Raw genomic sequence first — 24,401 nt, forward strand, 5'->3', positions numbered from 1 at the left:
GCCTCACCAGGCCTGGCCGCGACGCTTGAGCTCCAGGCGGCGCACGAACTCTTCCAGTACCAGGGAATACAGGTCGTCCTGCAGGTAGGCGTCCTCGATACCGGCGTCCAGATTGGGGTTGTCGTTGACCTCGATCACCACCACCTTGTCGCCGGACTGCTTGAGATCGACCCCGTACAGACCGTCGCCGATCAGGTTGGCCGTCTTCACAGCCAGCTCCACCACGGCCCGCGGCGCCTCGTGTACTGCCAGGGTGCGGCACTCGCCGTTGATGTCCTGGCCCTTGGCCTTGTGGTTGTAGATCTGCCAGTGGCCCTTGGACATGAAGTACTGGCAGGCAAAGATCGGCTTGCGGTTGAGCACGCCAATGCGCCAGTCGTACTCGGTGTAGAAGAACTCCTGGGCCAGCAGCAGCACCGAGTGCTCGAACAGTTCGGCGGTGGCCGCCAGCAAGGCCTGTTGGCTTTCGACCTTGATCACGCCTCGCGAGAAACAGCCATCGGGAATCTTCAGCACCAGGGGAAAGCCCAGGCGTTCGCCGACCCGTTCGAAGTCTTCCGGTCGCTCCTTGTAGAGGATCTCGGTGGCGGGCATCCCCAACTGATGGCCCTTGAGCAGGTCAGTGAGGTAGACCTTGTTGGTGCAGCGCAGGATCGAGGTGGGGTCATCCATCACCACCAGCCCTTCACTCTCGGCCTTCTTGGCAAAACGATAGGTGTGGTTGTCGACGCTGGTGGTTTCGCGAATCAGCAACGCATCGTATTCGGCAAGACGGGAGTAATCCTTCTTCTCGATCAACTCCACATCGATGCCCAGCCCCTTGCCAACCCGGATGAAGCTTTCCAGCGCCCGGGCATTGGAAGGCGGCAGGACTTCTTGGGGATCGTGAAGTATCGCCAGGTCATAACGGGCCAACTGCCTTGAGCGTGGAATACGCCAGACCTTGCGACTGAAACTGTCCAGGGAGTTGGCGAACTGATCTTCCTGATCCTCTCGCAACTTATGCAAGGCACCGGACTTCACGCCTTCGATACGCCATGTGTTAGTTCGTTTGAAATCAACTAACAAGATCGGACACGGAAACAGCTCGAACAACTGACGAGCCAGTTCCTGCAAGGGCTCGATATGGGTCCGGCCAAAATACAGCGTCAGGGTAAAACCTTCGGTATCACTGTAGAGGTGATTGCTCAGGGCTTTTTCCAGGGCCTTGTCCAGGTCGTCCAGGGCCAATCCATAGAGGGCCTTGCGGGTCAGTTCACTGATGGTCCGTACCGATGGAATCACCCGGTGGCCGCGGGCTTCAGCCAGCAGCGAGCAGTAGTAGCCGTGTCCCAGGTACTTGTAGCTGCGGCACAGGTTGATCACCTGAACCCGTTTTCCCGGAGCACGTTCGCGGCTCTGCTCGAGGTACTCCTGGGCCGTGAGAATATCTTCACTGGGAAAGTAGGAAGCCCAGTCTTCCTTGCGTTCGACAATGATAATCACCTGACTTGAAGCTTTATCCCCGGGGGAAAAATAACTTGCCGAAGTGATTGTCGCCGGCAAACTTTGCTCGGATACTTCTCGCCAATGACCTTGTACCGCTGACATAAAGTTCGCTCTCGCTTAAGAACCTGACCCTTTCTATTAAGCACGAACTTTTTTCGAAGTCTCGTTTCGTTACGCAACTTTTACGGCGGTTATATGGATCTTGTCTTTCGCACTGCAACCCCCGACGATCTGCCGGCGCTGGTGGCCCTGGAACAGCAATGTTTCACCAGCGACCGGCTGACTCCACGCAGCTTCCAATGGATGATCAGCCGCGCCCACGGGCAACTGCTGGTGGCCGAGCATCAAGCGCGATTGCTGGGCTATGCCGTGGTGCTGTTTCATCGCGGCACCTCGCTGGCGCGGCTGTACTCCATCGCCATTGCCGAAGACGCCCGGGGCCTTGGCCTGGGCCGGCGCCTGCTGCAACGGATCGAGGCCTGTGCCCTGGAACACGACTGCGCCTATCTGCGCCTGGAAGTGCGCACCGACAACCCGGCCGCGATTGCCCTGTACGAACGCCATGGCTACCGGCGTTTTGCCCGCATCCACGACTACTACGAAGACCACGCCGACGCTTTGCGCCTGGAGAAACGCATTCTCCAGCACCGTGAGACCCGCAGCATCCGCGTGCCCTACTACCAGCAGACCACCGACTTCACCTGCGGTCCGGCCTGCTTGCTGATGGCCATGGCCGCCCTGCAGCCATCGCGGCCCCTGGAGCGCCGAGAGGAACTGCAGATCTGGCGTGAAGCCACCACCGTATTCATGACCGCCGGCCATGGCGGCTGCAGCCCCCAGGGCCTGGCGCTGTCTGCCTGGCGCCGCGGCTTTGCCGTGCGCCTGCAGGTCAACAGCGCCGGGCCATTGTTTCTCAGCGGCGTGCGCGACGAGCATAAAAAGGACGTCATGCGCCTGGTCCACGACGAGTTCTGCAAGGAGCTGGATGCCAGCGATGTGCAACAGGTACTGGGTGGCCCTCTGGACCTGCCGAGGTTACTGAGTGCGGGCGGCCAGCCCCTGGTGCTGATCAGCAGCTATCGCCTGACCCGCTCCAAGGCGCCCCATTGGGTGATAGTCACCGATTGCGACGAGGACTTCGTCTACCTGCATGACCCGGATGTCGACCATAGCCAGCATCGCCAGCCGATGGACTGCCAGCACCTGCCGGTCAGCCACAGCGAGTTCGACAAAATGTGCAGCTTCGGCAGCAGCAAACTGCGGGCCGCCGTCATCCTCTCCACGTGCCCCCAAGCGTAGGAGCCGGCTTGCCGGCGCAGCGGCTTGGGCCTTGTGCTGTCCTCGTTGACGCCTTCGCTGGCAAGCCAGCTCCTACAGCAATGGTGTCGGGCTGGCGGATTATTCCAGGCCAACCTTGTACAGGCCGCCCTGATCCTCGTCGGTGAGGATGTAGAGATAACCGTCCGGGCCCTGGCGCACGTCACGGATACGCGCATTGAGGTCGCCCAGCAGGCGCTCTTCATGGATGACACGGTCGCCGTCAAATTGCAGGCGGATCAGTTCACGGCTGGCCAGGGCGCCGATGAACAGGTTGTGCTGCCAGGGTTTGAAGCGATCACCGTCATAGAACGCCATGCCGCTGATGCCGGGTGACTTCTCCCAGACATGATGAGGGCCCACGGTGCCTGGCGCTGTCTGGCCACCGGCCTCGGGAATCGGTTGGCCGGAGTAGTTGACCCCGTGAGTCGCCAGAGGCCAGCCGTAGTTCTTGGCCCGTTCGATGAGGTTGATCTCGTCACCGCCCTTGGGTCCGTGCTCGTTCTCCCACAAGGTGCCGCTCCAGGGGTTGAGCGTCGCGCCCTGCGGATTGCGGTGGCCGTAGCTCCAGATCTCCGGACGCACCCCGGGCTGGCCGACAAAGGGGTTGTCGTCCGGCACCCGGCCATCGGCGTACAGGCGCACGATCTTGCCCTGGAGTTTGTCCAGGTCCTGGGCGGTGGCCCGGTTGTTGTTCTCGCCCAGGGTGATGAACAAGTAGCCGTCGCGGTCGAACACCAGGCGAGAACCGAAGTGGTTGCCGGTGGACAGCTTCGGCTCCTGGCGGAAGATCACCTTGAAGTCCTTGAGCCCGCTGAGGTCGTCGGCCAATCGGCCCCGGCCGACCGCAGTGCCGGCTGTGCCGTTCTCGCCACCGCCTTCGGCGTAGGACAGATACACCAGGCGGTCCTGCTTGAAGTCCGGCGACAACACCACGTCCAGCAAGCCGCCCTGGCCATTGGCCCAGACCTTGGGCACCCCGTTCAACGGGGCCGAAAGCTTGCCGTCCGGGCTCACCAGCCGCAGGCTGCCGGGACGCTCGGTAACCAGCATGCCTTGGCGATCCGGCAGGAAGGCCAGGGCCCAGGGGTGGTTCAAACCTTGCACCAGCGGCGTCAGGCTCAGAGTGCCCTGCTCGCTGGGAAACGACTGTTCGCCCGCCGCCGAGACCGGCAACGCGCTGCCCAGCAGGACGCTGGCGCACAAGGTGGCGAAAAGGGTTTTACGCAACATGCTCGCTTCCTTCTGTGGATCAAGAAATTCCCTCGCGCCCCCAGGCAGGCGGCGCCGACAACGCAGTACACCGGCATCTTAGCGCCGGTTGTTCGGATCGTTGGCTCGGGGGCTTTGCACTCGGGGATCGGGGTTGGGGCGCTGCACGCCGCCCCGGGGATAACCGTTGCCGATACCGCCGTTCTCCAGGGTGGGCCGCCGGACGCTGGGGGCGGTACTAGGGCCGCGCACAGGCGGGCTGATGGGCTGGGTGCCCTGCATGCTGTTGGGATTGGCCCGGCGAATGGGGTTGCTGTAGGGATCGTTGTTGCCGCTGTTGGGCAGGTTCTGCGCCAGCAGCAGAGTGCTGGGCAAGTGCAGGGACGGGAGCGGTTCAGGAGCGGCGGCCCAGACGGCGCCACTGGCCCAACTCAGCGCGATGAATGCGGCAAACCTGCGAGCCAGACTGTTCATGACAAGCCTCCTGAAGAGCGACAAGGTATCGAATACGATTCCACGCTACGCCCAGGGTTCGCCTTTGTTAATTAAATAATCCTGCAGAACATGTAACACCCGGTATCCGCGGCCCGCCATTGGCGGCGCCGCGTTACCGCTGTGCAGAAGGCGGATGGCCCATCAGATATAGATGAACAGCAACAGCAGTGCGGCGAAGATCGCCCACTTTTCCAGGTAGTAACGGGTGCGGTTGCGCTTCTTCAGTTCCTTGCCCCGCAGGCGGATCTTGTACAGCTTGTTGAAGGCACGGTTCAGGCCACCGGTCTTGTCCCCGGCATCGTTGGGCGAACCGGCAGCGGACATCACCGTGCGGCTGAACCAGCCGTTGAACGCCGCAGCCCAGCGATACTTCATCGGCCGCTCCACGTCGCAGAACAGAATGATGCGGTTCTGATCGGTGGTGTTTTCCGCGTAGTGGATGTAGGTCTCGTCGAACATCACCGCTTCGCCGTCGCGCCAGTGATAGCGCTCGCCATCGACCTCGATGTAGCAGCCTTCGTTGTTCGGCGTGGACAGCCCCAGATGGTAGCGATAGGAACCGGCATACGGATCGCGGTGACGCACCAGCTTGGAGCCCGGTGGCAGTTCGGCAAACATCGCCGCCTTGATCGAGCCGATGCTCTGCACCAGCTCGGTGGTGCGCGGGCACAGCTTCATCGCCGAAGGGTGGCTGTCGCCGTACCACTTCAGATAGAAGCGTTTCCAGCCGGTCTTGAAGAACGAGTTGAAACCCACATCGTTGTACTGATCCGAGCGCTTGATCTCACCGGCCTGCAACAGGTTCTGGCCCTCGGCACGAATCTCCTCCCAGTGTTCCTGCAGCTTGTTCATCTCGGGAAAGTCGGCCGGGTCCAGGTAGGGCCGGTTGGGAAACTTGGAGAACAGATAAAGGAAGCAGTTGATGGGGGCCAGGAAGGTGGAGTGATCACTCAGTTGGCGACCCAGCTTGTGGCGCACGCGCCCCCGCAGGTGTACGTACGCAATGGATAAAACGTATACAGCGGCAATGATGAGTTTCACGGAAATTGTCACACTTCAGAAGAGAGCATGCTGCGCCCCTGAAAGCCCGAAGGGCCAAAGGCAAATGGCAGCGTCTGAGTTGAAAAAAGCGCAATCGGCGAACATCTTCGTCGTCGATCCGACCCTCGGCGTCCGGCCGTCGGATCGCATTTTAGCCACAGTTTGTAACCAATGGTTAACTCAAATTTGTGAAAAGCTGCGCGACTTCTGTCGAAATTTGCCTGTATTGCGCCAGGTTTTGCTTCAGCTCAATAAAATGCCCTCCAGCGCTCTGGCCAGCACAAACGAGCTGTGTTGGCCGGACTCCCGAGGTATCCTGCCGGGCGCTTTTTTTCTTTGTACCCGGCAAGGATCGCTGAATTGATCGACCCCACACCGCTCCCGATCCTGGTCCTGCTGCCTGGAATGGATGGCACCGGCAGGCTGTTCGACCCCCTGCTCCACGCCCTGCCCCCGAACGTAGCGGTGCAGGTGCTGCGCTATCCCACCGATCAGGTGCTGGACTACCCCGCCCTGGTAGAGCGGGTATGGCAACAACTGCCGCTGAACCGTCCTTTCGTGTTGCTGGGCGAGTCGTTTTCCGGGCCGGTGGCCGTCAGCATCGCCGCCCGACGACCCAGCGCCTTGCTGGGGCTGGTGCTGTGCAGCAGTTTTGTGCGCAATCCACGTTCGGCACTGGCGCCGCTGTCACCGTTGCTCAAGCTGCTGCCCTTGCGACACCTGCCATTCTGGCCGATGGATGCCTTGTTGCTCGGCGGCTTTTCCACTGCCTCCCTGCGCAGTGCCCTGGCGGCAGCCATCGCCCAGGTGACGCCCCAAGTACTGCGGGCCCGGTTGCAGTCAGTGATTGCGGTGGATGCTAGCCAGGCCCTGGTGGCCACGGATGTACCGCTGCTTTACCTCCAGGCCCGCCACGACCGGCTGGTGCCGGCCTCGGCATCCATCCTGATCCGGCAACTGCGCAAGGACGCCCGGCTGGTGGCCATCGACGGCCCCCACTGCCTGCTGCAGGCCGCACCCACTGAGGCCGCCGTGCACTTGCAGCGGTTCATGCACGAGTTGGCTCAGGCCCAGGTTGCACTTAACGGCAGTTGAACATCGGCCATTGCGGCGAAAATCCCTACCCGAGCGTCATACAACTGCTCGGTTACATATGCGACAATGCGCACAAATTCCAACATGCACCCCGCACTCTTTGCTCAGCAACCCGGCCCCGTCGCCGGAATGTTGCGCTCGACGTACGCCCGCTGGCTCAGTTCCACACCCAGACCGGCCCGACCTGGAAGGCTCCAGATCGCGCTTCGTGGATTCAAGGCTGGCGCTAAATCATTGGTAGGTAAGTAATTGATCTCCACAGCTAACATCACCATGCAGTTCGGCGCCAAGCCACTGTTCGAGAACGTTTCGGTCAAGTTCAACGGTGGCAACCGTTACGGCCTGATCGGCGCCAACGGTTGCGGCAAGTCGACCTTCATGAAAATCCTCGGTGGCGACCTCGAGCCGTCCGGCGGCCAGGTCATGCTGGAGCCGAACGTGCGCCTGGGTAAACTGCGCCAGGACCAGTTCGCCTACGAAGAATTCACCGTGATCGACACCGTGATCATGGGTCACGAAGAGCTGTGGAAGGTCAAGGCCGAGCGCGACCGCATCTACTCGCTGCCGGAAATGACCGAAGAAGACGGCATGGCCGTGGCCGAGCTGGAAACCGAATTCGCCGAGATGGACGGCTACACCGCCGAATCCCGCGCCGGTGAGCTGCTGCTGGGCCTGGGCATTCCCCTGGAACAGCATTTCGGCCCGATGACCGAAGTCGCTCCAGGCTGGAAGCTGCGGGTGCTGCTGGCCCAGGCACTGTTCTCCGATCCGGAAGTGCTGCTGCTGGACGAACCGACCAACCACCTGGACATCAACACCATCCGCTGGCTGGAAAACATTCTCACGGCGCGTAACAGCACCATGATCATCATTTCCCACGACCGGCACTTCCTCAACAGCGTCTGCACCCACATGGCCGACCTGGACTACGGCGAGCTGCGCCTGTTCCCGGGCAACTACGACGAGTACATGATCGCCGCGACCCAGTCCCGCGAGCAGTTGCTGTCGGACAACGCCAAGAAGAAAGCCCAGATCGCCGAACTGCAGACCTTCGTCAGCCGCTTCTCGGCCAACGCCTCGAAAGCCAAGCAGGCCACTTCCCGGGCCAAGCAGATCGACAAGATCCAGCTGGCCGAAGTCAAGCCGTCGAGCCGGGTCAGCCCGTTCATCCGCTTCGAACAGACCAAGAAGCTGCACCGCCAGGCCGTGACCCTGGAGCGCATGTCCAAGGGTTTCGATGGCAAGACCCTGTTCCAGAACTTCAGCTTCACCGTCGAAGCCGGCGAGCGCGTGGCGATCATCGGCCCCAACGGTATCGGCAAGACCACCCTGCTGCGCACCCTGGTGGGCGAGCTGACCCCGGACGCCGGTACCGTCAAGTGGACTGAAAGCGCGGAAATCGGCTACTACGCCCAGGACCACGCCCATGACTTCGAAGACGACGTCAGCCTGTTCGACTGGATGGGCCAGTGGACCCAGGGCGAGCAGATGATCCGTGGCACCCTGGGCCGCATGCTGTTCTCCAACGACGAGATCCTCAAGTCGGTGAAGGTGATTTCCGGTGGTGAGCAAGGCCGCATGCTGTTCGGCAAGCTGATCCTGCAAAAGCCCAACGTGCTGGTGATGGACGAACCGACCAACCACTTGGACATGGAATCCATCGAGGCCTTGAACCTGGCCCTGGAAAACTACCCGGGCACCCTGATCTTCGTCAGCCACGACCGTGAGTTCGTATCGTCCCTGGCCACTCGCATCATCGAGTTGAGCCCAAGCGGCGTGACCGACTTCAGCGGCACCTACGACGACTACCTGCGTAGCCAGGGCGTGATGTTCTAAGGCGGCAGCAAGCGTCAAGCGACCAGAAAAGAGCCCCGTCCAGTGTGACGGGGCTTTTTCATTTGGGCCTCGCTGGCCGGTGCAGAAACCTTCGAACCTTGTGCACTATCGGTCAGCGTCTTCGCCGGTAAGCCCGCGCTTGCAGGGCTCGCAGCGCCGCTGGGCTTATCGGCGAAGCAGCCTTCAGGCCTTGCACATCAGCGCTCTGCGAGGCGTTGGGGAAAGATAGTTAGCCTGCTTCCTTTTATGATCGCGGCACGCGATGATGCGGATCTCTAACCGCCGCCCGCGAACGAGCCTTCATGCCCGAGCCACAGATCTCCGCTCAAAGCTCCATGGCGATCACCCTGCAGATCGTCTCCATCGTCTTCTATACCTTTATCGCCTTCCTCTGCATCGGCCTGCCAATCGCCGTGCTGCCGGGCTACGTCCACGAACAGTTGGGCTTCAGCGCGGTGATTGCCGGGCTGACCATCGGCGCGCAATACCTGGCCACCCTGCTCAGCCGGCCCATGGCCGGGCGCATGTCCGACACCGTGGGCACCAAGCGCTCGATCATCTACGGCTTGCTGGGGATTCTCCTCAGCGGGCTTTTGACCCTGATCTCAGTGTGGCTGGAACACTGGCCACTGCTGAGCCTTGCCGTGTTGTTGGGCGGGCGCCTGCTGCTGGGCGTGGCCCAAGGCTTGATCGGGGTCGGCACCATCAGCTGGTGCATGGGCCAGGTGGGCGCGGAACACACGGCACGCTCGATTTCCTGGAACGGCATTGCCTCCTACGGCGCCATTGCCATCGGCGCGCCGCTGGGGGTGGTGATGGTTGAGCAATACGGTTTCACCAGCCTGGGCATCGCCCTGTCGGTTCTGGCGGTGCTGGCCCTGCTGCTGATTCGCAACAAACCCTCGGTGCCGGTGATTCGCGGCGAGCGCCTGCCGTTTTGGGCGGTCTTCGGGCGCATTGCCCCCTTCGGCGCCAGCCTCAGCCTGGCCTCCATCGGCTATGGCACCCTGACCACCTTCATTACCTTGTTCTACCTGAGCCGCGGCTGGACCGGCGCCGCCTATTGCCTGACGGTGTTCGGGGTGTGCTTCATCTGCTCGCGGTTGCTGTTCATCTCCAGCATCAGCCGCTTTGGCGGCTTTCGCTCGGCCATTGCCTGCATGTGCGTCGAAACCCTGGGGCTGGCCCTGCTCTGGCTGGCGCCGTCCACGGCCTGGGCGCTGATCGGCGCCGGGCTCACCGGCTTCGGCTTGTCGCTGGTGTACCCGGCGCTGGGGGTGGAAGCCATCAAGCAAGTGCCCAACAGCAGCCGCGGTGCCGGTTTGAGTGCCTATGCGGTGTTTTTCGATCTGGCCCTGGCCATCGCTGGCCCCTTGATGGGCGCGGTGGCCCTGAACCTGGGGTATTCGTGGATTTTCTTCTGCGCCGCCCTGCTCTCGATCACCGGCCTGGGACTGACGCTGCTGCTCAAGCGCCGGGCCGGTGCCTGAGTTACTGGACGGCGGTCTGCATCCCTGCCCGGCTCGGCCGGCCCAGGGTATGGGTGAAGAACCTGCCGGCCTCGGCAATCAGGTTGCGATGGATATCCTCGCGGTCGACGCCGTCGGCATCGGTGCACAGGGCCGGCATGGCCGCCAACTGCTCGGCGCTGCACGGCGCCATGAACACGAAGTGCCCGGCGCCGGCCAGCAGCTTGAAGTCCGGGGCCACGGGCAACTTGCGCGCCAGGGCCGCGGCATTCTTGTCCAGGGCCACCAGTTGGTCGCCATCGCCGCTGTAGAGCAGCACGGGCACATGCACCCCGGCCAGGGTCTGGCGACCGAATTTCAGGCTCAGGGGCGCCATCAGCATCAGTGCATGCACCCGCGGGTCGGCCACTGGCTGCAGATCCTCGCGGTCGACAATCAGTTCGCCCTGGGTATTGCAGGCATCGCGATCATCGGGACGTTCCTGGCAGTAACGCCGCAGGCGGTCCAGGTCAGGCGTGGCGCCGGACAGGATCAAGGCGGTCTCGCCGCCGGCGGAATAACCGATGACCCCGACCTGATCGGCATTGACGAAGGGCGACAGCATCGGGTCGCCAAGGGTGGCGGTTATGGCTTCGGAAATCTGGATCGGCCGTCCGTAGAGGTTGCTCAAAGTGCCCAGGCGGCTGTGGTCCTTGGAGTTGTCACCGGGATGAATCACCGCCACCACGACAAAACCCTTGCGTGCCAGGGACGTCGCCAGGTCATGCAGGGCCAGGGGTGTACCGGTATTGCCGTGGGACAGCATCAGCATCGGGAAGCGGCCGATGGCGACCTTGGCATCCCGGGATGCGGCGATCTGATACCCCTCGACCCGACTGGGGTGCTCGATGCCGGTGGACGGGTAAAAGGCAATGGCGCGCATCGGCTGCAGGTCCAGGGGATCGAGAAAGCTCATCTCATGAAAGCCCACGCTCCAGTGCGGGTGTGGCGCGGGAGCGGCCTGCACTGAAATCGGGCTGCCGAGCAGGCACATCAGTAACACTGCACAAACACGCTTCATCACACGCCCACCTTTGCTGCCGGATCGAGAAAGCCCGTTACCCCTGCCATCCCTTGCTGCCAAGGCCTTGAAACAAGATTGGCCCATCAATGCGAACGCACGGCCAGGGAGCAGGACTCCCGGCCTCGAAAAACCTGCATAACCTGGGCCAGCAACACTGAAAACGCCCACAAAAAAACTCCGCATTCTGATCACTTCAAACAGTCATCAGAATACGGAGTCTAGTGGCGCTTGCCGTGCCGGAAAGCGTCTTTACACAAGCCTTACGCCGCGGCGAAGAGCTGTTCGCTGATCTGCGCCTGGGCGTCGCTCATGGCTTTGTTGCGCACGTCTTCACCGTACCCCAGGCCGTGAGCGCGAACGAATTCGATATCGGTGATACCGAGGAAGCCGAACAGCACCTTGAGGTAGTCCTCATGAGCCGCCCCAGTGGCCTGGCCGACATGCAAGCCGCCGGAGGTGGAGACCACTATGACCTTCTTGCCGCCGCACAGGCCTTGCGGGCCGGCTTCGGTGTAGCGGAAGGTCTGGCCGGCCACGGCGATGCGGTCGATCCAGGCCTTGAGCTGGGTCGGGATGGTGAAGTTGTACATGGGCGCCGCAATCACCACCGCGTCGGCGGCCTGGAATTCGGCCAGGGCCTGGGCGCTGAGTTCGGCTTCGTGCTTTTGCGCAGCATCACGCAATTCGGCGGCAGTGCCGGCGGCCACCAGGGTCGCAGCGGAGAAGTGGCTGATGGCATCGCCGGCCAGGTCGCGATAGGTCACTGCCAGGTCAGGCTGGGCGGCTTTCCAGGCCTGGACCACGGCGTGGCTCAGTTGGCGGGACGCCGAGTTGTCACCCAGGATGCTGGAATCGATATGCAAGAGTTTCATGTGGGATCTCCAAGTGAGGACCGCCACTGGGCGATCGGATGCTGGCAATCCTACAGATGAATTCAATAGCTGATTAGTCGGCATAAATGCGATAGTTCGTCCCATCAGCAGGACAATCGAGCCTTTCCCCATGCAAGACCTCAACGATCTCTATTACTTCGCCAAAGTGGTGGAAGCCGGTGGCTTCGCCGCCGCCGGGCGCCAATTGGGCATTCCCAAGTCGCGTCTGTCGCGGCGTATCGCCGAACTGGAGGAGCGCCTCAAGGCCCGGCTGCTGCAGCGCACGACCCGGCAGCTCAAGCTCACCGCCGTGGGCGAGCGCTACCTGCGCCATTGCCAGGCCATGTTGCTGGAAGCGGAGATGGCCGACGAAGCCGTGGCCAGCATGGCCAGCGAACCCCGGGGACGCCTGCGGGTGTCGAGCCCGGTGGGCCTGGCCCATGAATTGCTGACGCCACTGGTGAGCAGCTTTCTGGAGAAATACCCGCAGGTGCAGCTGGAGATGCTGTTGCTCAACCGCCGTGTCGACCTGGTGACCGAAGGCATAGATGTGGCCCTGCGAGTACGCGAGCAAGGCGACGAAGACCCTTTGTTGGTCACCCGGCGTCTGCGCCCGGCGCAAACGGCGATGGTCGCCTCCCCGGCCTTCCTGCGGGACAACCCGGTGACCCACCCGCAAGACCTGAGGTACCTGCCCATACTCGGCGCCCTGGAAGCCGACCGGCTGGTACACCTGCGGCTGCTGGATCAACAGGGCAACGCCTGCGACCTGGCCCTGGAAGCGCGCCTGGGCATCGATGACTTCATCGTCCGTCGCGCCTGCGCCCTCGCCGGCCTGGGCTGCACCGTGCTGCCGATGCTGTACTGCGAGGCCGAACTGGCCAGCGGTCAGCTGGTGCAACTGCTCCCCCAGTGGTCACTGCCCGGCGGCTGGCTGCAAGCGGTGTATCCTCACCGCCGGGGTGTGCTGCCGGCCGTGCGGGCCTGGATCGAACACCTGAGTGAATCCTTCGAACGCTGTGGAGAACGTGCCCTGTGAAAGCTGCAACCCTGAATGAAGAGCAAGTGGCGCAATTCTGCCTGGACCTGCCAGGCGCGCGGGAAGACTACAAATGGGGCGGCGTGCGGGTGTTCTCGATTGCCGGCAACAAGATGTTTGCGTTGCAGAACCTGCGGGGCGAGTCCCTGGCCTTCAAGGTCGACCGGGAACTGTTTCTTGGCCATGTCGACCGTCCGGGCATTGCCCCGGCGCCCTACCTGGCCCGGGCTCACTGGATCATCATGCACAGCCCCTACCCGCTGGGGGCCGATGAACTCAAAGCCCTGCTGCAAGCGTCCCATCAATTGGTGGTGAGCAAGCTGCCCAAGCGCACCCAGGTCGGCCTGCTGCTCTAGAACAGGCTCAGCAGCCCGCTTTCCAGGAACAACCGATCAATCCAATAGACCTGATGCAAGGCCACGATCAGCCAGAACAGCGCCTGATAGGACACCTTGCGGGTCTTGTGCCGCAACAGCTGCTGAGCCAGCAAGGCACCGGGCCAGCCACCGGCCAGCTCCAGAGCGTGCAGGACCTTCTCCGGCGTGCGCTGCCCCTCGGCCCTGGCCCGGCGCTTGTCGTGCCAGTACAGCAGGAAGGTCAACAGGCTGACGGCGCCATAGGCGACCAGGGGGATGATCGAGATTGCTCGCCACCACAGGGATAACGAGCCGAACAACGGCAGTGCGCACAGCAGGCCCCATACCAGCAACTTGAGCTTCAGATTGTGGATGCGCGCGCCACTGCCGGCGCGCGGTTCACTGCGGCCCGTCGTCACGGCTGGACCGCCGTCCAGTCGACCCAACCGAACTGCCAGGTCGCCAGGATCAGCAGGCCGAAGGCAATGCGATACCAGGCAAACGCCGCATAGCTGTGGCTGGCAATGAACTTCAGCAGGCCCTTGACCGCGATCATGGCGAAGATGAAGGCCGTGACGAAGCCGATGGCGAACACCGGAAAATCATCCGGCTGGAACAGGTCGCGGTACTTGTAGCCGGAGTACACCGCGGCCCCCACCATGGTGGGCATCGCCAGGAAGAACGAGAACTCGGTGGCGGTCTTGCGCGACAGGCCGAACAGCAGCCCGCCAATGATGGTCGAGCCGGAACGCGAGGTCCCCGGGATCATTGCCAGGCATTGGGCGCAACCGACCTTGAGCGCGTCCTTCCAGGTAATGTCGTCCACCGTCTCGGCATGTACCTGATGCTGCCGGCGCTCGGCCCACAACATGATGATGCCGCCAACCACCAGAGCCGAAGCCACGGTGATGGGGTTGAACAGGTAAGCGTGAATCAGGTCGGCGAAGATCACCCCCAGCACCACCGCTGGCAGGAAAGCGATCAGCAGGTTGACGGTAAAGCGCTGGGCCTTGGGTTGGGTGGGCAAGCCCAGTACCACATCGAAGATCTTGCGCCGAAATTCCCAGACAACCGCAAGAATCGCCCCCAGTTGAATGATGATGTTGAAGGCCATCGCCCGCTCGCCCCCAAAGTCGAGCAAGTCGGCGACGATGATCTGGTGCCCGGTACTGCTGATGGGTAAAAACTCGGTCAGGCCTTCGACAATCCCAAGTATCAATGCCTGCGCGGCGGTCCAAAAATCCATCAATCCCCCATAAGGCGATGCTCCAGGCATGCCTCTTTTTTAAGTATTCAAAGCCATTACTGCGACGAGCGTAGCCGAGTTTTCGGCGCCCATAAGATCAACACAAACCTATGAAAATTCTGTGAAAAATTCAGAAAGGTTCAGGTTTTGCGTGAAGGCGCCGAAATCCTAACAGACAGGCGCAAAATGCGCCTGTGGTGTTATTGGACTTCCGTAGGGTTGGCGCTCGAAGGCAGGCGTGCTTGGATGCTCACGGCCTTTTATGACAAGAACAAGAATCTGGAGTGACCGGATGATGAATAGCTTACGCAAGATGTCCATCAGTCAGCGTTTGTGGCTGATCCTGATCGTGGCGGTGCTGACCCTGGTGACCCTGGGCGTGATGATGCTCAAGCAGATTCATGGCGACCTGTACCAGGCCAAGGCGCAGAAGACCCAGCACGTGGTGCAGACCGCCGCCGGCGTGCTCACTTACTACCAGGGCCTGGAAGCTGCCGGCAGCATGAGCCGCGAACAGGCGCAGAAACAGGCGCTGCAGGTGATTCGCGGGCTGCGCTACAACCAGAACGACTACTTCTGGATCAACGATCTGACGCCAGTCATGATCATGCACCCGGCCAACCCCAAGCTCGACGGACAGAACCTGGCGGCAGTCAAGGACCCGGACGGCTTCGAAGTGTTCAACGAAATGGTGGCCCTGGCCAAGTCCAAGGGCGCCGGCATGGTGGACTATCGCTGGCCCAAGCCCGGGGCCGAGCAGCCGGTGCAGAAGACCTCCTATATCCAGCTGTTCCAGCCCTGGGGCTGGATCATCGGCTCCGGGATCTACATCGATGACCTGCAACAGGAGTTCTATGCCCAGGTACTGCGGGCCTCCTCTGTCGGCCTGGTGATTGCCCTGCTGATGGCGGGCCTGGTGGTGCTGATCGTGCGCAGCATCGTCAGCCCGCTGCGCGAGACCGTGCACGCCATGGCCAATATCGCCAGCGGCGAAAGCGACCTGACCCGCAGCCTGGATACCCATGGCCAGGATGAAGTCACCGAGCTGGCCCGACACTTCAACGCTTTCACCGCCAAATTGCGTGGGGTCGTGACGCAGTTGCAGACCAGCGCCGCGGCCCTGGAACAGTCCTCCAGCGAGCTGGGCAGCAACGCCGCCGAGGCCCAGGAGCGCAGCCAGCAACAGTCCCAGCAGATGGAACAGGTGGCCGCAGCCATCAGTCAGGTCACCAGTGGCGTTCAGGATGTCGCCAGGAATGCCGAGCACGCCGCCAGTGAAGTACGTGAGGCCGAAGCCCAGGCCCAGCAAGGCCAGGTCAATATCGACGGCAGCCTGCAGCAGATCGATCAGCTGTCGAGCACCATCGATCAGGCGGTGGAAGTGATCCGCACCCTGGCGGCAGAAAGCACCCAGATCGGCACCGTACTGGAAGTGATCCGCTCCATTGCCGAACAGACCAACCTGCTGGCCCTGAACGCCGCCATCGAGGCGGCCCGGGCCGGGGAACAGGGTCGGGGTTTTGCCGTGGTGGCCGACGAGGTGCGCCTGCTGGCCCAGCGCACTCAGCAATCGACCGCAGAAATCCAGGGCATGATCGAGCGCTTGCAGAATCACTCGGAAGCGGCGGTCAAGGTGATTGGCGACAGCAGCCGCGCGTCGCAGTTGACCATCGAGCAGGCAGGCCTGGCCGGTACCAGCCTCAATGCCATTGGCCAGGCACTGCGTACCCTCAACGGCCTGAACGCCTCGATTGCCAGCGCCACCCTGCAACAGGCCCATGTGGTGGAAGACATCAACCACAACGTCGGCCAGGCGGCAGGCCTGTCCCAGGGCACCGCTCTGGCGGCCCAGCACTCCAGCGCCGCCAGCCGCCACCTCAAGGAGCTGTCGGAACAGCTCAATGGCCTGCTGCGTCAGTTCCGCGTCTGAGTCACTTCAGGGTCTGGGCCCCGGGCTGACGCCCAAGGCCCAGACTGGGTACAATCCGCCCCCTCCTCCACTTCCCCAAGGAACCGCCATGTCCGGGCTTGAACTGTTTGCCGCTGCGCTAGGCGTCATTGCCGTCTGGCTGACGGTTAAACAGAACCCCTGGTGCTGGCCCATCGGCCTGGTCATGGTGTTGCTCTACAGCTGGATCTTCTACGAGGTCAAACTCTATTCCGACATGCTGCTGCAGGTGGTCTACGCCGTGCTGCAGCTCTATGGCTGGTGGCAGTGGACCCGGGGCGGCGACCGCCATCAGGGGCGCCCGGTCAGCCAGTTGCAGCCCGTCGGCTTGCTCCAGGGCCTGACCCTCGGCGCACTGGGCAGCCTGATGCTGGGAGCGGCCATGGCCCACTGGACCGATGCCGCGCAACCCTGGCTCGACGCCGCCCTGACCGCCTTCAGCCTGGTAGCCCAGTGGTGGATGGCGCAGAAGCGCGTGCAATGCTGGCCGCTGTGGATCGCCGTGGATGTGATCTTCGTGGGTCTGTTCATCTACAAGGAGCTGTACCTGACCGCGGCCCTCTACGCCCTGTTCACCCTGCTGGCGGTCCAGGGCTGGCGCACCTGGCGCGCCGACCCGGCGTTGCAGTCGTGAAGGTACTGGTGCTGACCGGCCCCGAGTCCAGTGGCAAAAGCTGGCTGGCGGCCGAGCTGCAAGCGCACTTCGGCGGCATCCAGGTGGGTGAGTACGTGCGCCACTTCATCGAGCAGGAGTGCCGCGATACCTGCCTGGCGGACATCCCCGAGATCGCCCGTGGCCAGTTGGCCTGGGAGGACCAGGCCCGGGCCCGGCAACCCGCCCTGCTGATTCTCGACACCCACCTGCTGAGCAACCTGCTGTGGAGCCGGGCCCTGTTCGGCGACTGCCCGCCGTGGCTGGAAACCCAGTTGCTGGCCCGGCATTACCACCTGCACCTGCTGCTGTCCCCGGAGGATGTGGCCTGGAGCGACGACGGTCAGCGCTGCCAGCCGCAACTGGCGCAGCGTCAGGCTTTCTTCGACGCCACGCAGCAGTGGCTGGACCTGCACGCGCAGCCTTATCGGGTCATTCGCGGCGATTGGCAGGAGCGCCGGCAGCAGGCCTTCGCCCTGGTTCGACAACTGCTGCTGGACTGATCCCGCCGCAGGCGCGCGCCCCCCCCAGAGTGTCCATTCCTGAAACACTCCCCTGGCGATCAGGCCGCCATTTTCGGGGGCGGCGCCCACTGTCGGCGAAACTGTTGCGCCACTGATACACCCCCGCAGCAACCCTTGTTCCAGAGCATTGTCCCGGTTATGGCCAATGGCCGTCGGTGGTGTCTGTCTCAATCCTGAAACACCTGCTGCGCCCTTTTTCCCAGCATTTTCCCAACCCATTGATTCTTCGCAAGAAATCAAAAGCGGCACGGCTTCTGCTCTCTCCCTCTCAACGCTGACTAGGGCCAGCACTGAGAAGAAGGAATACCGCCGTGGGGACTCTGAACAAAAGTTTCACCCGCTTACTGCTGATCGGCTGTGCCGTCAGCGCGGTGTCCAGTCTTCCGGTTCTGGCGGCGGGCAATGGCGAGATCATCATCCAGCGCACCTTACAGGCACAGCCCCTTGGCCGTGCGCCTCTGCAGAAAGATCCCAATCCTGTTTCGGTCAATACCAACCCTTCAACGTTGGTCAATCAGATGACCGGCAATGAAATGACCGATGGCGATTTCGCCGGCATCAGGACTGGCGCGCTGATCCGCGGCACCGTGCTGTCCGGCAACAGCGGTGTACCGGGGATGAATGTCCTGAGCAACAGCAATAGCCATGGCCTGCCAGGCATGGCAGTGGGTCATGGTGGCGGTGCCGGGGCCAGTATTTCCGGCTCGATCAATCGGAGCATCAACACCGGCATGGCTCCCTTGAAAAATATCGGGGGCCAATAAGATGAATCGCTCAGTCCTGTTCCTTGCCTTGCTCGCCTGCTCCGGGGCCATGGCCGACTCCGCCAATCAAGCCGCCGCCACCTCCAGCATCCAGAACTCCGGCACCGGCTACACAGGCAACTTCAACGTCAACCAGGCCGCCGGCGACCAGCAACAACAGACCAACGTGCGAGCCATTGCCATCGGCACCAACGCCACGGCCACCACCAGCGTCAACCAACGCATCACCACGCCAGCCGACCGCTCGGTCAATACCAGCAGCACCATCGGCGGCAACTCTTTCAGCAACGGCAGCGGCGCACTGGGCGTGAACCAGTCGGCCGGGGCCAACAACCAGATGGCCAATGCCCTGCGGATCAGCATCAGCGCCAATCCGCAAAGCATTGACGACAGCGCCCTGTCCCAACAGAACGTGGCGCTGTTACCAAACTCGGGAGCAACTGGCACTCAACAAGGCAGCCGCCAGGTCGTTACCAGCGACCAGGCCTTCACCGGCAGCCGTGGAGTGATTCAGGTGAACCAGAGTGCCGGGGTGGGGAACCGAATGGCTAACACCCTGAGCATACGGGTCGCAGATTGACCCCTCGTAGTGCAATTAGAAAGTACCAACACTTAACCAACTAATAAGCACCGGAGAAACACCATGAAACCTACAATGGCTCTCAAACCACTGGTTTTCGCACTGGCCGCAGTCATGGCAATGGCCGCCCAGGCAGGTGGAAATAACAACGGTCACAACGGCGGTCATGGCAATGGCCATGGCGATCATGATCAAGGTCCAGACCTCGGCACTCTGCTGCAAATCACCGCCGGGGCCGGTGCTGCAGTGATCGACGTGCAGACCAGCACCTCCAACGTGGTGAAAAACCAGGGCACCAACAACAACGCCAAGATGGACAACTCCCTCAACAACTCCAACGGCAACATGGGCGCCAACGTCGCCGCCGGCGACGGCAACCAACAAGACAACGCCGCTGCCCTGGCAACCGCTGACGAAAGCTTCATCTTCGGCAGCGCCGTGGCCGCCTCCAGCGCCACCCAGATCAATAGCAACAACCATGTGAAAAACTCTTCGACACAGAACAACGCTGTGTTGAACAACTCCGGCAACAACGGTTCCGGCAACATCGGCATCAACGTCACCGCCGGCAACTTCAACCAACAGAAAAACAACCTGGCCATCGCCGTGTCCGGCGGCCGCGTGGCAACCGCAGCAGCGGCGGCCAACCAGTCTACGACCAATCTGGTCGTAGAGAACAAAGGCGTCCAGGCCTACAAAAAAGACACCCTCTCGGGCGGCTTCGTGGCCTACGGCAGCTACAAAGGCACCGGCAGCGGCAAGATCGAAGGCGACGATGGTCACGGCGGCGGCCATGGCAACAACAACCGCGGTGGTGGCCACGACAACGACGATCAAAAATTCACCTTCAAGGAACAAGGCACCATCGAACTGGCTGGCTACTGGACCCAGCAAGTGCTGACCAAAGACGGCTGGAAAAACCCAGTGGTCAACAACGCCAGCATGACCAACTCGATGAACGGCTTCTCCGGCAACGGCGGCGCCAACGTCTCGGCTGGTGTGGGCAACCAACAAAGCAACTCGCTGTCCATCGCCGCTGGCTGCAAAGCCTGCATGTAATCGCGATCGTAACGAAAGCCCCGGAAACGGGGCTTTTCCACAGTCCGACTCAGGCGTAACGATCATGCGTACTGCGATCCTCTCCCTCCTGCTGTGCCTCTGTGTTCCCGTTGAGGCTGCGCAGATGGCCGTCGCCGGCCTGCCCGGTGGCAACCTGATCTTCAAACAGGTGCAGAGCGTACGTGAACGCAAGTTCAGCGACATCGTCGAGCAGAAGACCGACTTCAGTTGCGCCGCCGCCGCGCTGGCGACCGTTCTGCGCCAGGCCTACTGGCTTGACGTCGATGAGGAGCACGTCATCAAGGGCATGCTGGTCAATTCAGATCAGAATCTGGTCCGCACCCAGGGTTTTTCCATGCTCGATATGAAGCGCTACGTGGAAAGCATCGGCATGCGCGCCCGAGGCTACCGGATTCCGCCCGACAAGCTCGAAGCGGTGACCATTCCGGTGGTGGTACTGATGGAAATTCGCGGCTACAAGCACTTCGTGGTGATGCAGCGGGCCCAGAAAGGCTGGGTCTACATCGGTGACCCGGTATTGGGTCACAAGCGTTACTCCCATGAAGACTTCGTCAAAGGCTGGAATGGAATCGTGTTCGCCATCATCGGTCCCGGCTACGACAAGACCAATGCCTTGCTCGACCCGCCTGCCCCGCTGACCGCGAAAAACAAGCTCGATGGTTTCTACCCGGTCAAAGACACGGACCTGATGGACTTCGGTTTTATCCAGAGCGACTTCTTCTAGAAGCCCGAACAATCATAAAGGGGCAGGACGCTCCGGGAGCAGCAAGCAGATGAAGACTTCATACTGGCTGGCAGCCGCCTGCCTGGCAGCAGCTCTTCCAGCCCATGCTGGTTTCAAGCCCGAACTTATCCAGGATCAGGAATTATCGCAGTTACGGGGCCGTTACGTGATGCCGGGGCGGATTATCAGCTTCGGCATTGTCATGAGCAGTACCTGGCGCAACGCCAGCGGTGACCTGATCGGTGCGACCACCTCGCTGCAGATCCAGCAAGCCACCATCAAACCGGAATTCTACGTCTCCACCATCACCCAGACCGGTGACGGCACCACGCCGCCCCCAGGCACCGGCAATGTGATCGGCGGCGCAGGCCTGGCCAATGGCCAGGGCGTGACCCAGAGCGTGAGAGCCGCCGGTGATGGCAACTCTGCCTACAACAACATCAGCATCAATGTCACAGAGGCTAACCAGGCGCCCGCCTTGGCCGCTGGGGCCGGCCAGGCCTTGATGAGCGGCCAGACCATCACCGGCAGCAACGCCGCCGGTAGCGTGGCAGTATCGGCCCTCAATGGCGGTATCCAGATGGCGATACAGGCCAACGGCAATCAGGGCAGCGCCCTGCAGCAAGTGGCCCAGGGCAATCTGTTGCAGAACACCCAGTTGATGGGTAACAGCAACCTGGTCAACAACCTGACTCAACTCAATGTGGTGCTCAGAAACAACGGGCCCAGCAACGGTGTTTTGGACTGCAACCTGACAACGCTAGACGCTCTACGCAAATTCTGATCTTGAACTACGCTGATTCTCGACCATTGGGGTTCAAAAGGGACGGTTTATTTCATGTATCGATCGGTTTCACTGCGCGCAGTCATGTGTTTAAGCACTCTATTTCCAGCGGCGCTGGTTCAAGCCGCGCCGGATGCCGATGTAGAGACCCTGAAACGCGAACTTCTGGAGCTCAAGCAACGTTACGAAGTGCAGCAGAAGGCCCTGGCGGTACTGGAGCAGCGAGTCCGGCAGGTAGAAGATCAACCCGCGGCACCACCGCCCAAGCGCCTGGCCAAATCGCCAGCTGATCTCAGAGGCAATCAACAGGTTGCCGGCACTGGCGCCGCAGCGGCGTCCGGAGGAGCAGCCGGGGGCGCTTCCTACGGTCAGTCGCTCAAGGATGATTCGGCTCCGGCCCAAAGCGTCAGCAACCTGTACGACGAGGCCAGTGGCTTCTTCGGTGGCGGCAAGTTCAGCGTCGAGACCGGCTTGACCTACGCCCGCTACGACGCTCGGCAACTCACGGTCAACGGCTTCCTTGCGCTGGACTCGATCTTTCTCGGCAACATCAACCTGGACCGGATCAAGTCCGATACCTGGACCCTGGACCTGACCGCTCGCTATAACCTCAACAACCGCTGGCAATTCGACATCAACGCCCCCGTGCTGTATCGCGAGTCCACCTTCCAGTCCGGTGGCGGCGGCGGTGCCGGCACCCAGACCACCGAAGAATCGGTGACCCGTGACCCGACATTGGGGGACGTGAACTTCGGCGTGGCTTACAAATTCCTCGACGAATCGGAGTTCTGGCCCGACGCCGTGGCGACCCTGCGAGTCAAGGCCCCCACCGGCAAGGAACCGTTCGGGATCAAGCTGGTGCAATCTGCGGGCAACAACAACCTGTACGTGCCTGAAAGCCTGCCGACCGGTAACGGTGTCTGGTCGATCACCCCCGGGATCTCCCTGGTCAAGACTTTCGATCCGGCGGTGCTGTTCGGCACCTTGGCCTACACCCACAACCTGGAAGAGTCGTTTGACGACATCAGTTCCACGGTTGGCAGCAAGACCCCTGGCAAAGTCCGCCTGGGCGACAGCTTCCAGATCGGCGCCGGTGTGGCTTTCGCCCTCAACGAGAAGATGAGCATGTCCTTCTCGGTGTCCGACCTGATACAGCGCAAGAGCAAACTCAAGCAGGATGGCGGCGATTGGCAGTCGGTGGTTTCCAGCGACGCCAACGCCGGTTACTTCAACGTCGGCATGACCATTGCGGCCACCGACAACCTGACCATTGTGCCCAACCTGTCCATCGGCATGACCGAGGACGCCCCGGCCTTCACCTTCAGCCTGAAATTCCCTTACTACTTCTGATCCACCGGCAAAAACGCCAAGGCCCGCGGCGATTCCCCAATCGCAGCGGGCCTTGGCGTTCTTGCCGCCCTAGCGGATCCGGTGTTTGTGCAGCAAACGGTAGAAAGTCGGACGCGAGATGCCCAGGACCCGGGCGGCAACGCTGAGGTTGTCACTGTGCCGGTTGAGCACGTCGCACAGGGCCTGACGCTCGGCGCGGTGCTTGTAGTCCTCCAGGGTGCCCATGGGCAGATCCTGGGCTTGCAGGCCTTGCAAGCCCAGATCACTGGCCTGAATCTGCCGGCCCTCGGCCAGTACCAGGCCCCGGCGCACCCGGTTGGCCAGTTCGCGGACATTGCCCGGCCAGTCGTGCTTGCCCATGGCCACCAGGGCGTCCTCACTGAAACTGCGTGGCCGGCGTCCGGTTTCCTGGCTGTAGAAGTGGGCAAAGTGGCTGGCCAGCATCCCCAAATCGCCATGACGCTCACGCAGTGGCGCGGTAATCACCTGCAGCACGTTCAACCGGTAATACAGGTCCTCACGAAAACGACCGCTGGTGATGGCCGCCTCAAGGTCCACGTGGGTCGCGGCCAGGACCCTGACATCCACCGGTATCGGCTGGCTGCCGCCCACACGCTCGATGTGCTTTTCCTGCAGGAAACGCAGCAGATTGGCTTGCAGCTCCAGCGGCAAATCGCCGATCTCATCGAGGAACAAGGTGCCGCCGTGGGCCGCCTCGATGCGCCCGACCTTGCGCTGGTGCGCCCCGGTAAAAGCGCCCTTTTCATGGCCGAAGAGTTCGGACTGGATCAGGTGTTCGGGAATCGCCCCGCAGTTGATCGCCACAAAAGGCTTGTCGTGACGCTGGGATTGGCGATGCAGGGTACGCGCCACCAGCTCCTTGCCGGTGCCGCTCTCGCCGCGGATCAGTACCGGCGACTCGGTGGGCGCCAGCTTGCTCAGCAGCTTGCGCAGGTCGCGGATGGGCCGGCTGCTCCCCAACAACTCGTGCTCGGGCTGGTCCACATGGACCGCGCCCTGGCCCCTGAGGCGGGCCATGCCGAAGGCCCGTCCCAGGGTCACCTGGACCCGGGAGACGTCGAACGGCAGGGTATGGAAGTCGAAAAACCATTCGCAGACAAAGTCACCGACCTTTTGCAGGCGCAGGACTTCCGGACTCAGCACCGCGATCCACTCGGTGCCGCTGTGGCTGATCAGGTCCTTGACCGCTTCCGGACGCTCCAGGTGAAAGGGTTGCAGGCGCAGCAAGCCGACATCGCAGGAGCGCTCGCGGGCAGACTCCAGGTCACAGCTGTCCACATCCCAGCCAATAGCGCGCAGCGCGGGCAGAAGACGATGGCAGTCATCACAGGGGTCGACCACCAGCAAGCGGCGCTGCACGGGAGCTTCGAGCATGACTGGTCCTTGGCGCCAAAAGAGGGAAAAGTTATTAGAAACAGTGGTTTGGCAAACCTGGCTGTAACGTT

General features: G+C 62.0%; 25 protein-coding genes. 16 read left to right on the forward strand and 9 right to left on the reverse strand.

The annotated features are described in order from the left end of the window. Positions 1–3 precede the first annotated feature (3 nt). Positions 4–1,590: a RimK family protein gene (locus WIN67_RS15930; protein WP_102879267.1), complete on the reverse strand. Its 1,587-nt coding sequence runs from the start codon at positions 1,588–1,590 to the stop codon at positions 4–6. A 93-nt stretch (positions 1,591–1,683) separates the two neighbouring features. Here WIN67_RS15930 and rimI point away from each other — a divergent pair, with 93 nt between their 5' ends. Then, on the forward strand, positions 1,684–2,787 hold the full coding sequence (rimI, locus tag WIN67_RS15935) for a ribosomal protein S18-alanine N-acetyltransferase (protein WP_339069194.1): 1,104 nt from the start codon (positions 1,684–1,686) through the stop codon (positions 2,785–2,787). 99 nt (positions 2,788–2,886) lie between these two features. On the opposite strand, the gene WIN67_RS15940 is transcribed toward rimI, so the two are convergent. The 3 genes from WIN67_RS15940 to lpxO form a co-directional block, all read right to left on the reverse strand. Continuing rightward, positions 2,887–4,038 carry a PQQ-dependent sugar dehydrogenase gene (locus WIN67_RS15940; RefSeq protein ID WP_170002826.1) on the reverse strand — a complete coding sequence of 384 codons (1,152 nt, stop codon included), beginning with the start codon at positions 4,036–4,038 and terminating at the stop codon, positions 2,887–2,889. Between the two features lie 78 nt (positions 4,039–4,116). Next, a complete protein-coding gene (locus WIN67_RS15945) occupies positions 4,117–4,491 on the reverse strand; it encodes a hypothetical protein (RefSeq protein ID WP_339069197.1) in 375 nt (124 codons plus the stop codon). 162 nt (positions 4,492–4,653) lie between these two features. Next, positions 4,654–5,553, reverse strand: coding sequence for a lipid A hydroxylase LpxO (gene lpxO, locus WIN67_RS15950; RefSeq protein WP_102863520.1), 900 nt, complete (start codon positions 5,551–5,553; stop codon positions 4,654–4,656). Between lpxO and WIN67_RS15955 the strand changes: the two genes are divergently transcribed. The 4 genes from WIN67_RS15955 to WIN67_RS15970 all read left to right on the forward strand — a co-directional run bounded on the left by WIN67_RS15955 (position 5,516) and on the right by WIN67_RS15970 (position 9,974). Then, entirely contained in the window at positions 5,516–5,917 is a 402-nt protein-coding gene (locus WIN67_RS15955) for a hypothetical protein (RefSeq protein ID WP_170002766.1), read from the forward strand. The genes lpxO and WIN67_RS15955 overlap by 38 nt on opposite strands. Next, a complete protein-coding gene (locus tag WIN67_RS15960; RefSeq protein WP_339069200.1) occupies positions 5,914–6,648 on the forward strand; it encodes an alpha/beta hydrolase in 735 nt (244 codons plus the stop codon). The genes WIN67_RS15955 and WIN67_RS15960 overlap by 4 nt, the downstream gene beginning before the upstream one ends. A gap of 249 nt (positions 6,649–6,897) precedes the next feature. Then, positions 6,898–8,484, forward strand: coding sequence for an ABC-F family ATPase (locus WIN67_RS15965; protein ID WP_102863518.1), 1,587 nt, complete (start codon positions 6,898–6,900; stop codon positions 8,482–8,484). A gap of 302 nt (positions 8,485–8,786) precedes the next feature. Further along, complete coding sequence (locus WIN67_RS15970; RefSeq protein WP_267268242.1) at positions 8,787–9,974, forward strand: MFS transporter; 1,188 nt, start codon at positions 8,787–8,789, stop codon at positions 9,972–9,974. A gap of 1 nt (position 9,975) precedes the next feature. Here WIN67_RS15970 and WIN67_RS15975 read toward each other — a convergent pair whose 3' ends face one another. Beyond that, the gene (locus WIN67_RS15975; RefSeq protein ID WP_339069204.1) at positions 9,976–11,013 is read right to left on the reverse strand and encodes a dienelactone hydrolase; all 1,038 of its coding nucleotides are present in this window, start codon (positions 11,011–11,013) and stop codon (positions 9,976–9,978) included. Between the two features lie 263 nt (positions 11,014–11,276). After that, positions 11,277–11,888, reverse strand: a complete 612-nt coding sequence (locus WIN67_RS15980; protein ID WP_110597039.1) for an FMN-dependent NADH-azoreductase — start codon at positions 11,886–11,888, stop codon at positions 11,277–11,279. 130 nt (positions 11,889–12,018) lie between these two features. On the opposite strand from WIN67_RS15980, the gene WIN67_RS15985 reads away from it, so the two are divergent. Together WIN67_RS15985 and WIN67_RS15990 are read left to right on the forward strand one after the other, a co-directional pair. Next, positions 12,019–12,927, forward strand: coding sequence for a LysR substrate-binding domain-containing protein (locus WIN67_RS15985; protein WP_339069207.1), 909 nt, complete (start codon positions 12,019–12,021; stop codon positions 12,925–12,927). Then, on the forward strand, positions 12,924–13,283 hold the full coding sequence (locus WIN67_RS15990) for an MmcQ/YjbR family DNA-binding protein (RefSeq protein WP_102879257.1): 360 nt from the start codon (positions 12,924–12,926) through the stop codon (positions 13,281–13,283). Before WIN67_RS15985 ends, WIN67_RS15990 begins: the two co-directional genes overlap by 4 nt. On the opposite strand, the gene WIN67_RS15995 is transcribed toward WIN67_RS15990, so the two are convergent. Together WIN67_RS15995 and WIN67_RS16000 are read right to left on the reverse strand one after the other, a co-directional pair. Then, positions 13,280–13,702 (reverse strand): DUF1294 domain-containing protein, encoded by a 423-nt coding sequence (locus WIN67_RS15995; protein ID WP_102879256.1) that lies wholly within the window; start codon positions 13,700–13,702, stop codon positions 13,280–13,282. The genes WIN67_RS15990 and WIN67_RS15995 overlap by 4 nt on opposite strands. Then, on the reverse strand, positions 13,699–14,529 hold the full coding sequence (locus WIN67_RS16000; protein WP_102879255.1) for an undecaprenyl-diphosphate phosphatase: 831 nt from the start codon (positions 14,527–14,529) through the stop codon (positions 13,699–13,701). The genes WIN67_RS15995 and WIN67_RS16000 overlap by 4 nt, the downstream gene beginning before the upstream one ends. A gap of 295 nt (positions 14,530–14,824) precedes the next feature. Between WIN67_RS16000 and WIN67_RS16005 the strand changes: the two genes are divergently transcribed. From WIN67_RS16005 to WIN67_RS16045, 9 genes are all read left to right on the forward strand, one after another. Beyond that, positions 14,825–16,459: a methyl-accepting chemotaxis protein gene (locus WIN67_RS16005; protein WP_339071719.1), complete on the forward strand. Its 1,635-nt coding sequence runs from the start codon at positions 14,825–14,827 to the stop codon at positions 16,457–16,459. A gap of 88 nt (positions 16,460–16,547) precedes the next feature. Further along, complete coding sequence (gene pnuC, locus WIN67_RS16010) at positions 16,548–17,111, forward strand: nicotinamide riboside transporter PnuC (protein ID WP_102879254.1); 564 nt, start codon at positions 16,548–16,550, stop codon at positions 17,109–17,111. Continuing rightward, complete coding sequence (locus tag WIN67_RS16015; protein ID WP_339069212.1) at positions 17,108–17,632, forward strand: AAA family ATPase; 525 nt, start codon at positions 17,108–17,110, stop codon at positions 17,630–17,632. The genes pnuC and WIN67_RS16015 overlap by 4 nt, the downstream gene beginning before the upstream one ends. 332 nt (positions 17,633–17,964) lie before the next feature. Beyond that, positions 17,965–18,417, forward strand: coding sequence for a hypothetical protein (locus WIN67_RS16020; RefSeq protein ID WP_102879253.1), 453 nt, complete (start codon positions 17,965–17,967; stop codon positions 18,415–18,417). A 1-nt stretch (position 18,418) separates the two neighbouring features. Then, a complete protein-coding gene (locus WIN67_RS16025; RefSeq protein WP_110597041.1) occupies positions 18,419–18,997 on the forward strand; it encodes an adhesin in 579 nt (192 codons plus the stop codon). A 63-nt stretch (positions 18,998–19,060) separates the two neighbouring features. Then, positions 19,061–20,056: a heme utilization protein gene (locus WIN67_RS16030; RefSeq protein WP_339069215.1), complete on the forward strand. Its 996-nt coding sequence runs from the start codon at positions 19,061–19,063 to the stop codon at positions 20,054–20,056. A gap of 64 nt (positions 20,057–20,120) precedes the next feature. Next, on the forward strand, positions 20,121–20,801 hold the full coding sequence (locus WIN67_RS16035; protein WP_213666421.1) for a C39 family peptidase: 681 nt from the start codon (positions 20,121–20,123) through the stop codon (positions 20,799–20,801). Between the two features lie 49 nt (positions 20,802–20,850). After that, complete coding sequence (locus WIN67_RS16040) at positions 20,851–21,585, forward strand: hypothetical protein (protein ID WP_102879249.1); 735 nt, start codon at positions 20,851–20,853, stop codon at positions 21,583–21,585. Positions 21,586–21,639: 54 nt separating this feature from the next. Beyond that, complete coding sequence (locus WIN67_RS16045) at positions 21,640–22,935, forward strand: hypothetical protein (RefSeq protein WP_123390718.1); 1,296 nt, start codon at positions 21,640–21,642, stop codon at positions 22,933–22,935. 69 nt (positions 22,936–23,004) lie between these two features. Here WIN67_RS16045 and WIN67_RS16050 read toward each other — a convergent pair whose 3' ends face one another. Next, positions 23,005–24,330 (reverse strand): sigma-54 dependent transcriptional regulator, encoded by a 1,326-nt coding sequence (locus WIN67_RS16050; protein WP_170002816.1) that lies wholly within the window; start codon positions 24,328–24,330, stop codon positions 23,005–23,007. Positions 24,331–24,401: the final 71 nt, after the last annotated feature.

Origin of the sequence: Pseudomonas idahonensis, from assembly GCF_037903935.1 — a bacterium.
Taxonomy (GTDB): domain Bacteria; phylum Pseudomonadota; class Gammaproteobacteria; order Pseudomonadales; family Pseudomonadaceae; genus Aquipseudomonas; species Aquipseudomonas danubii.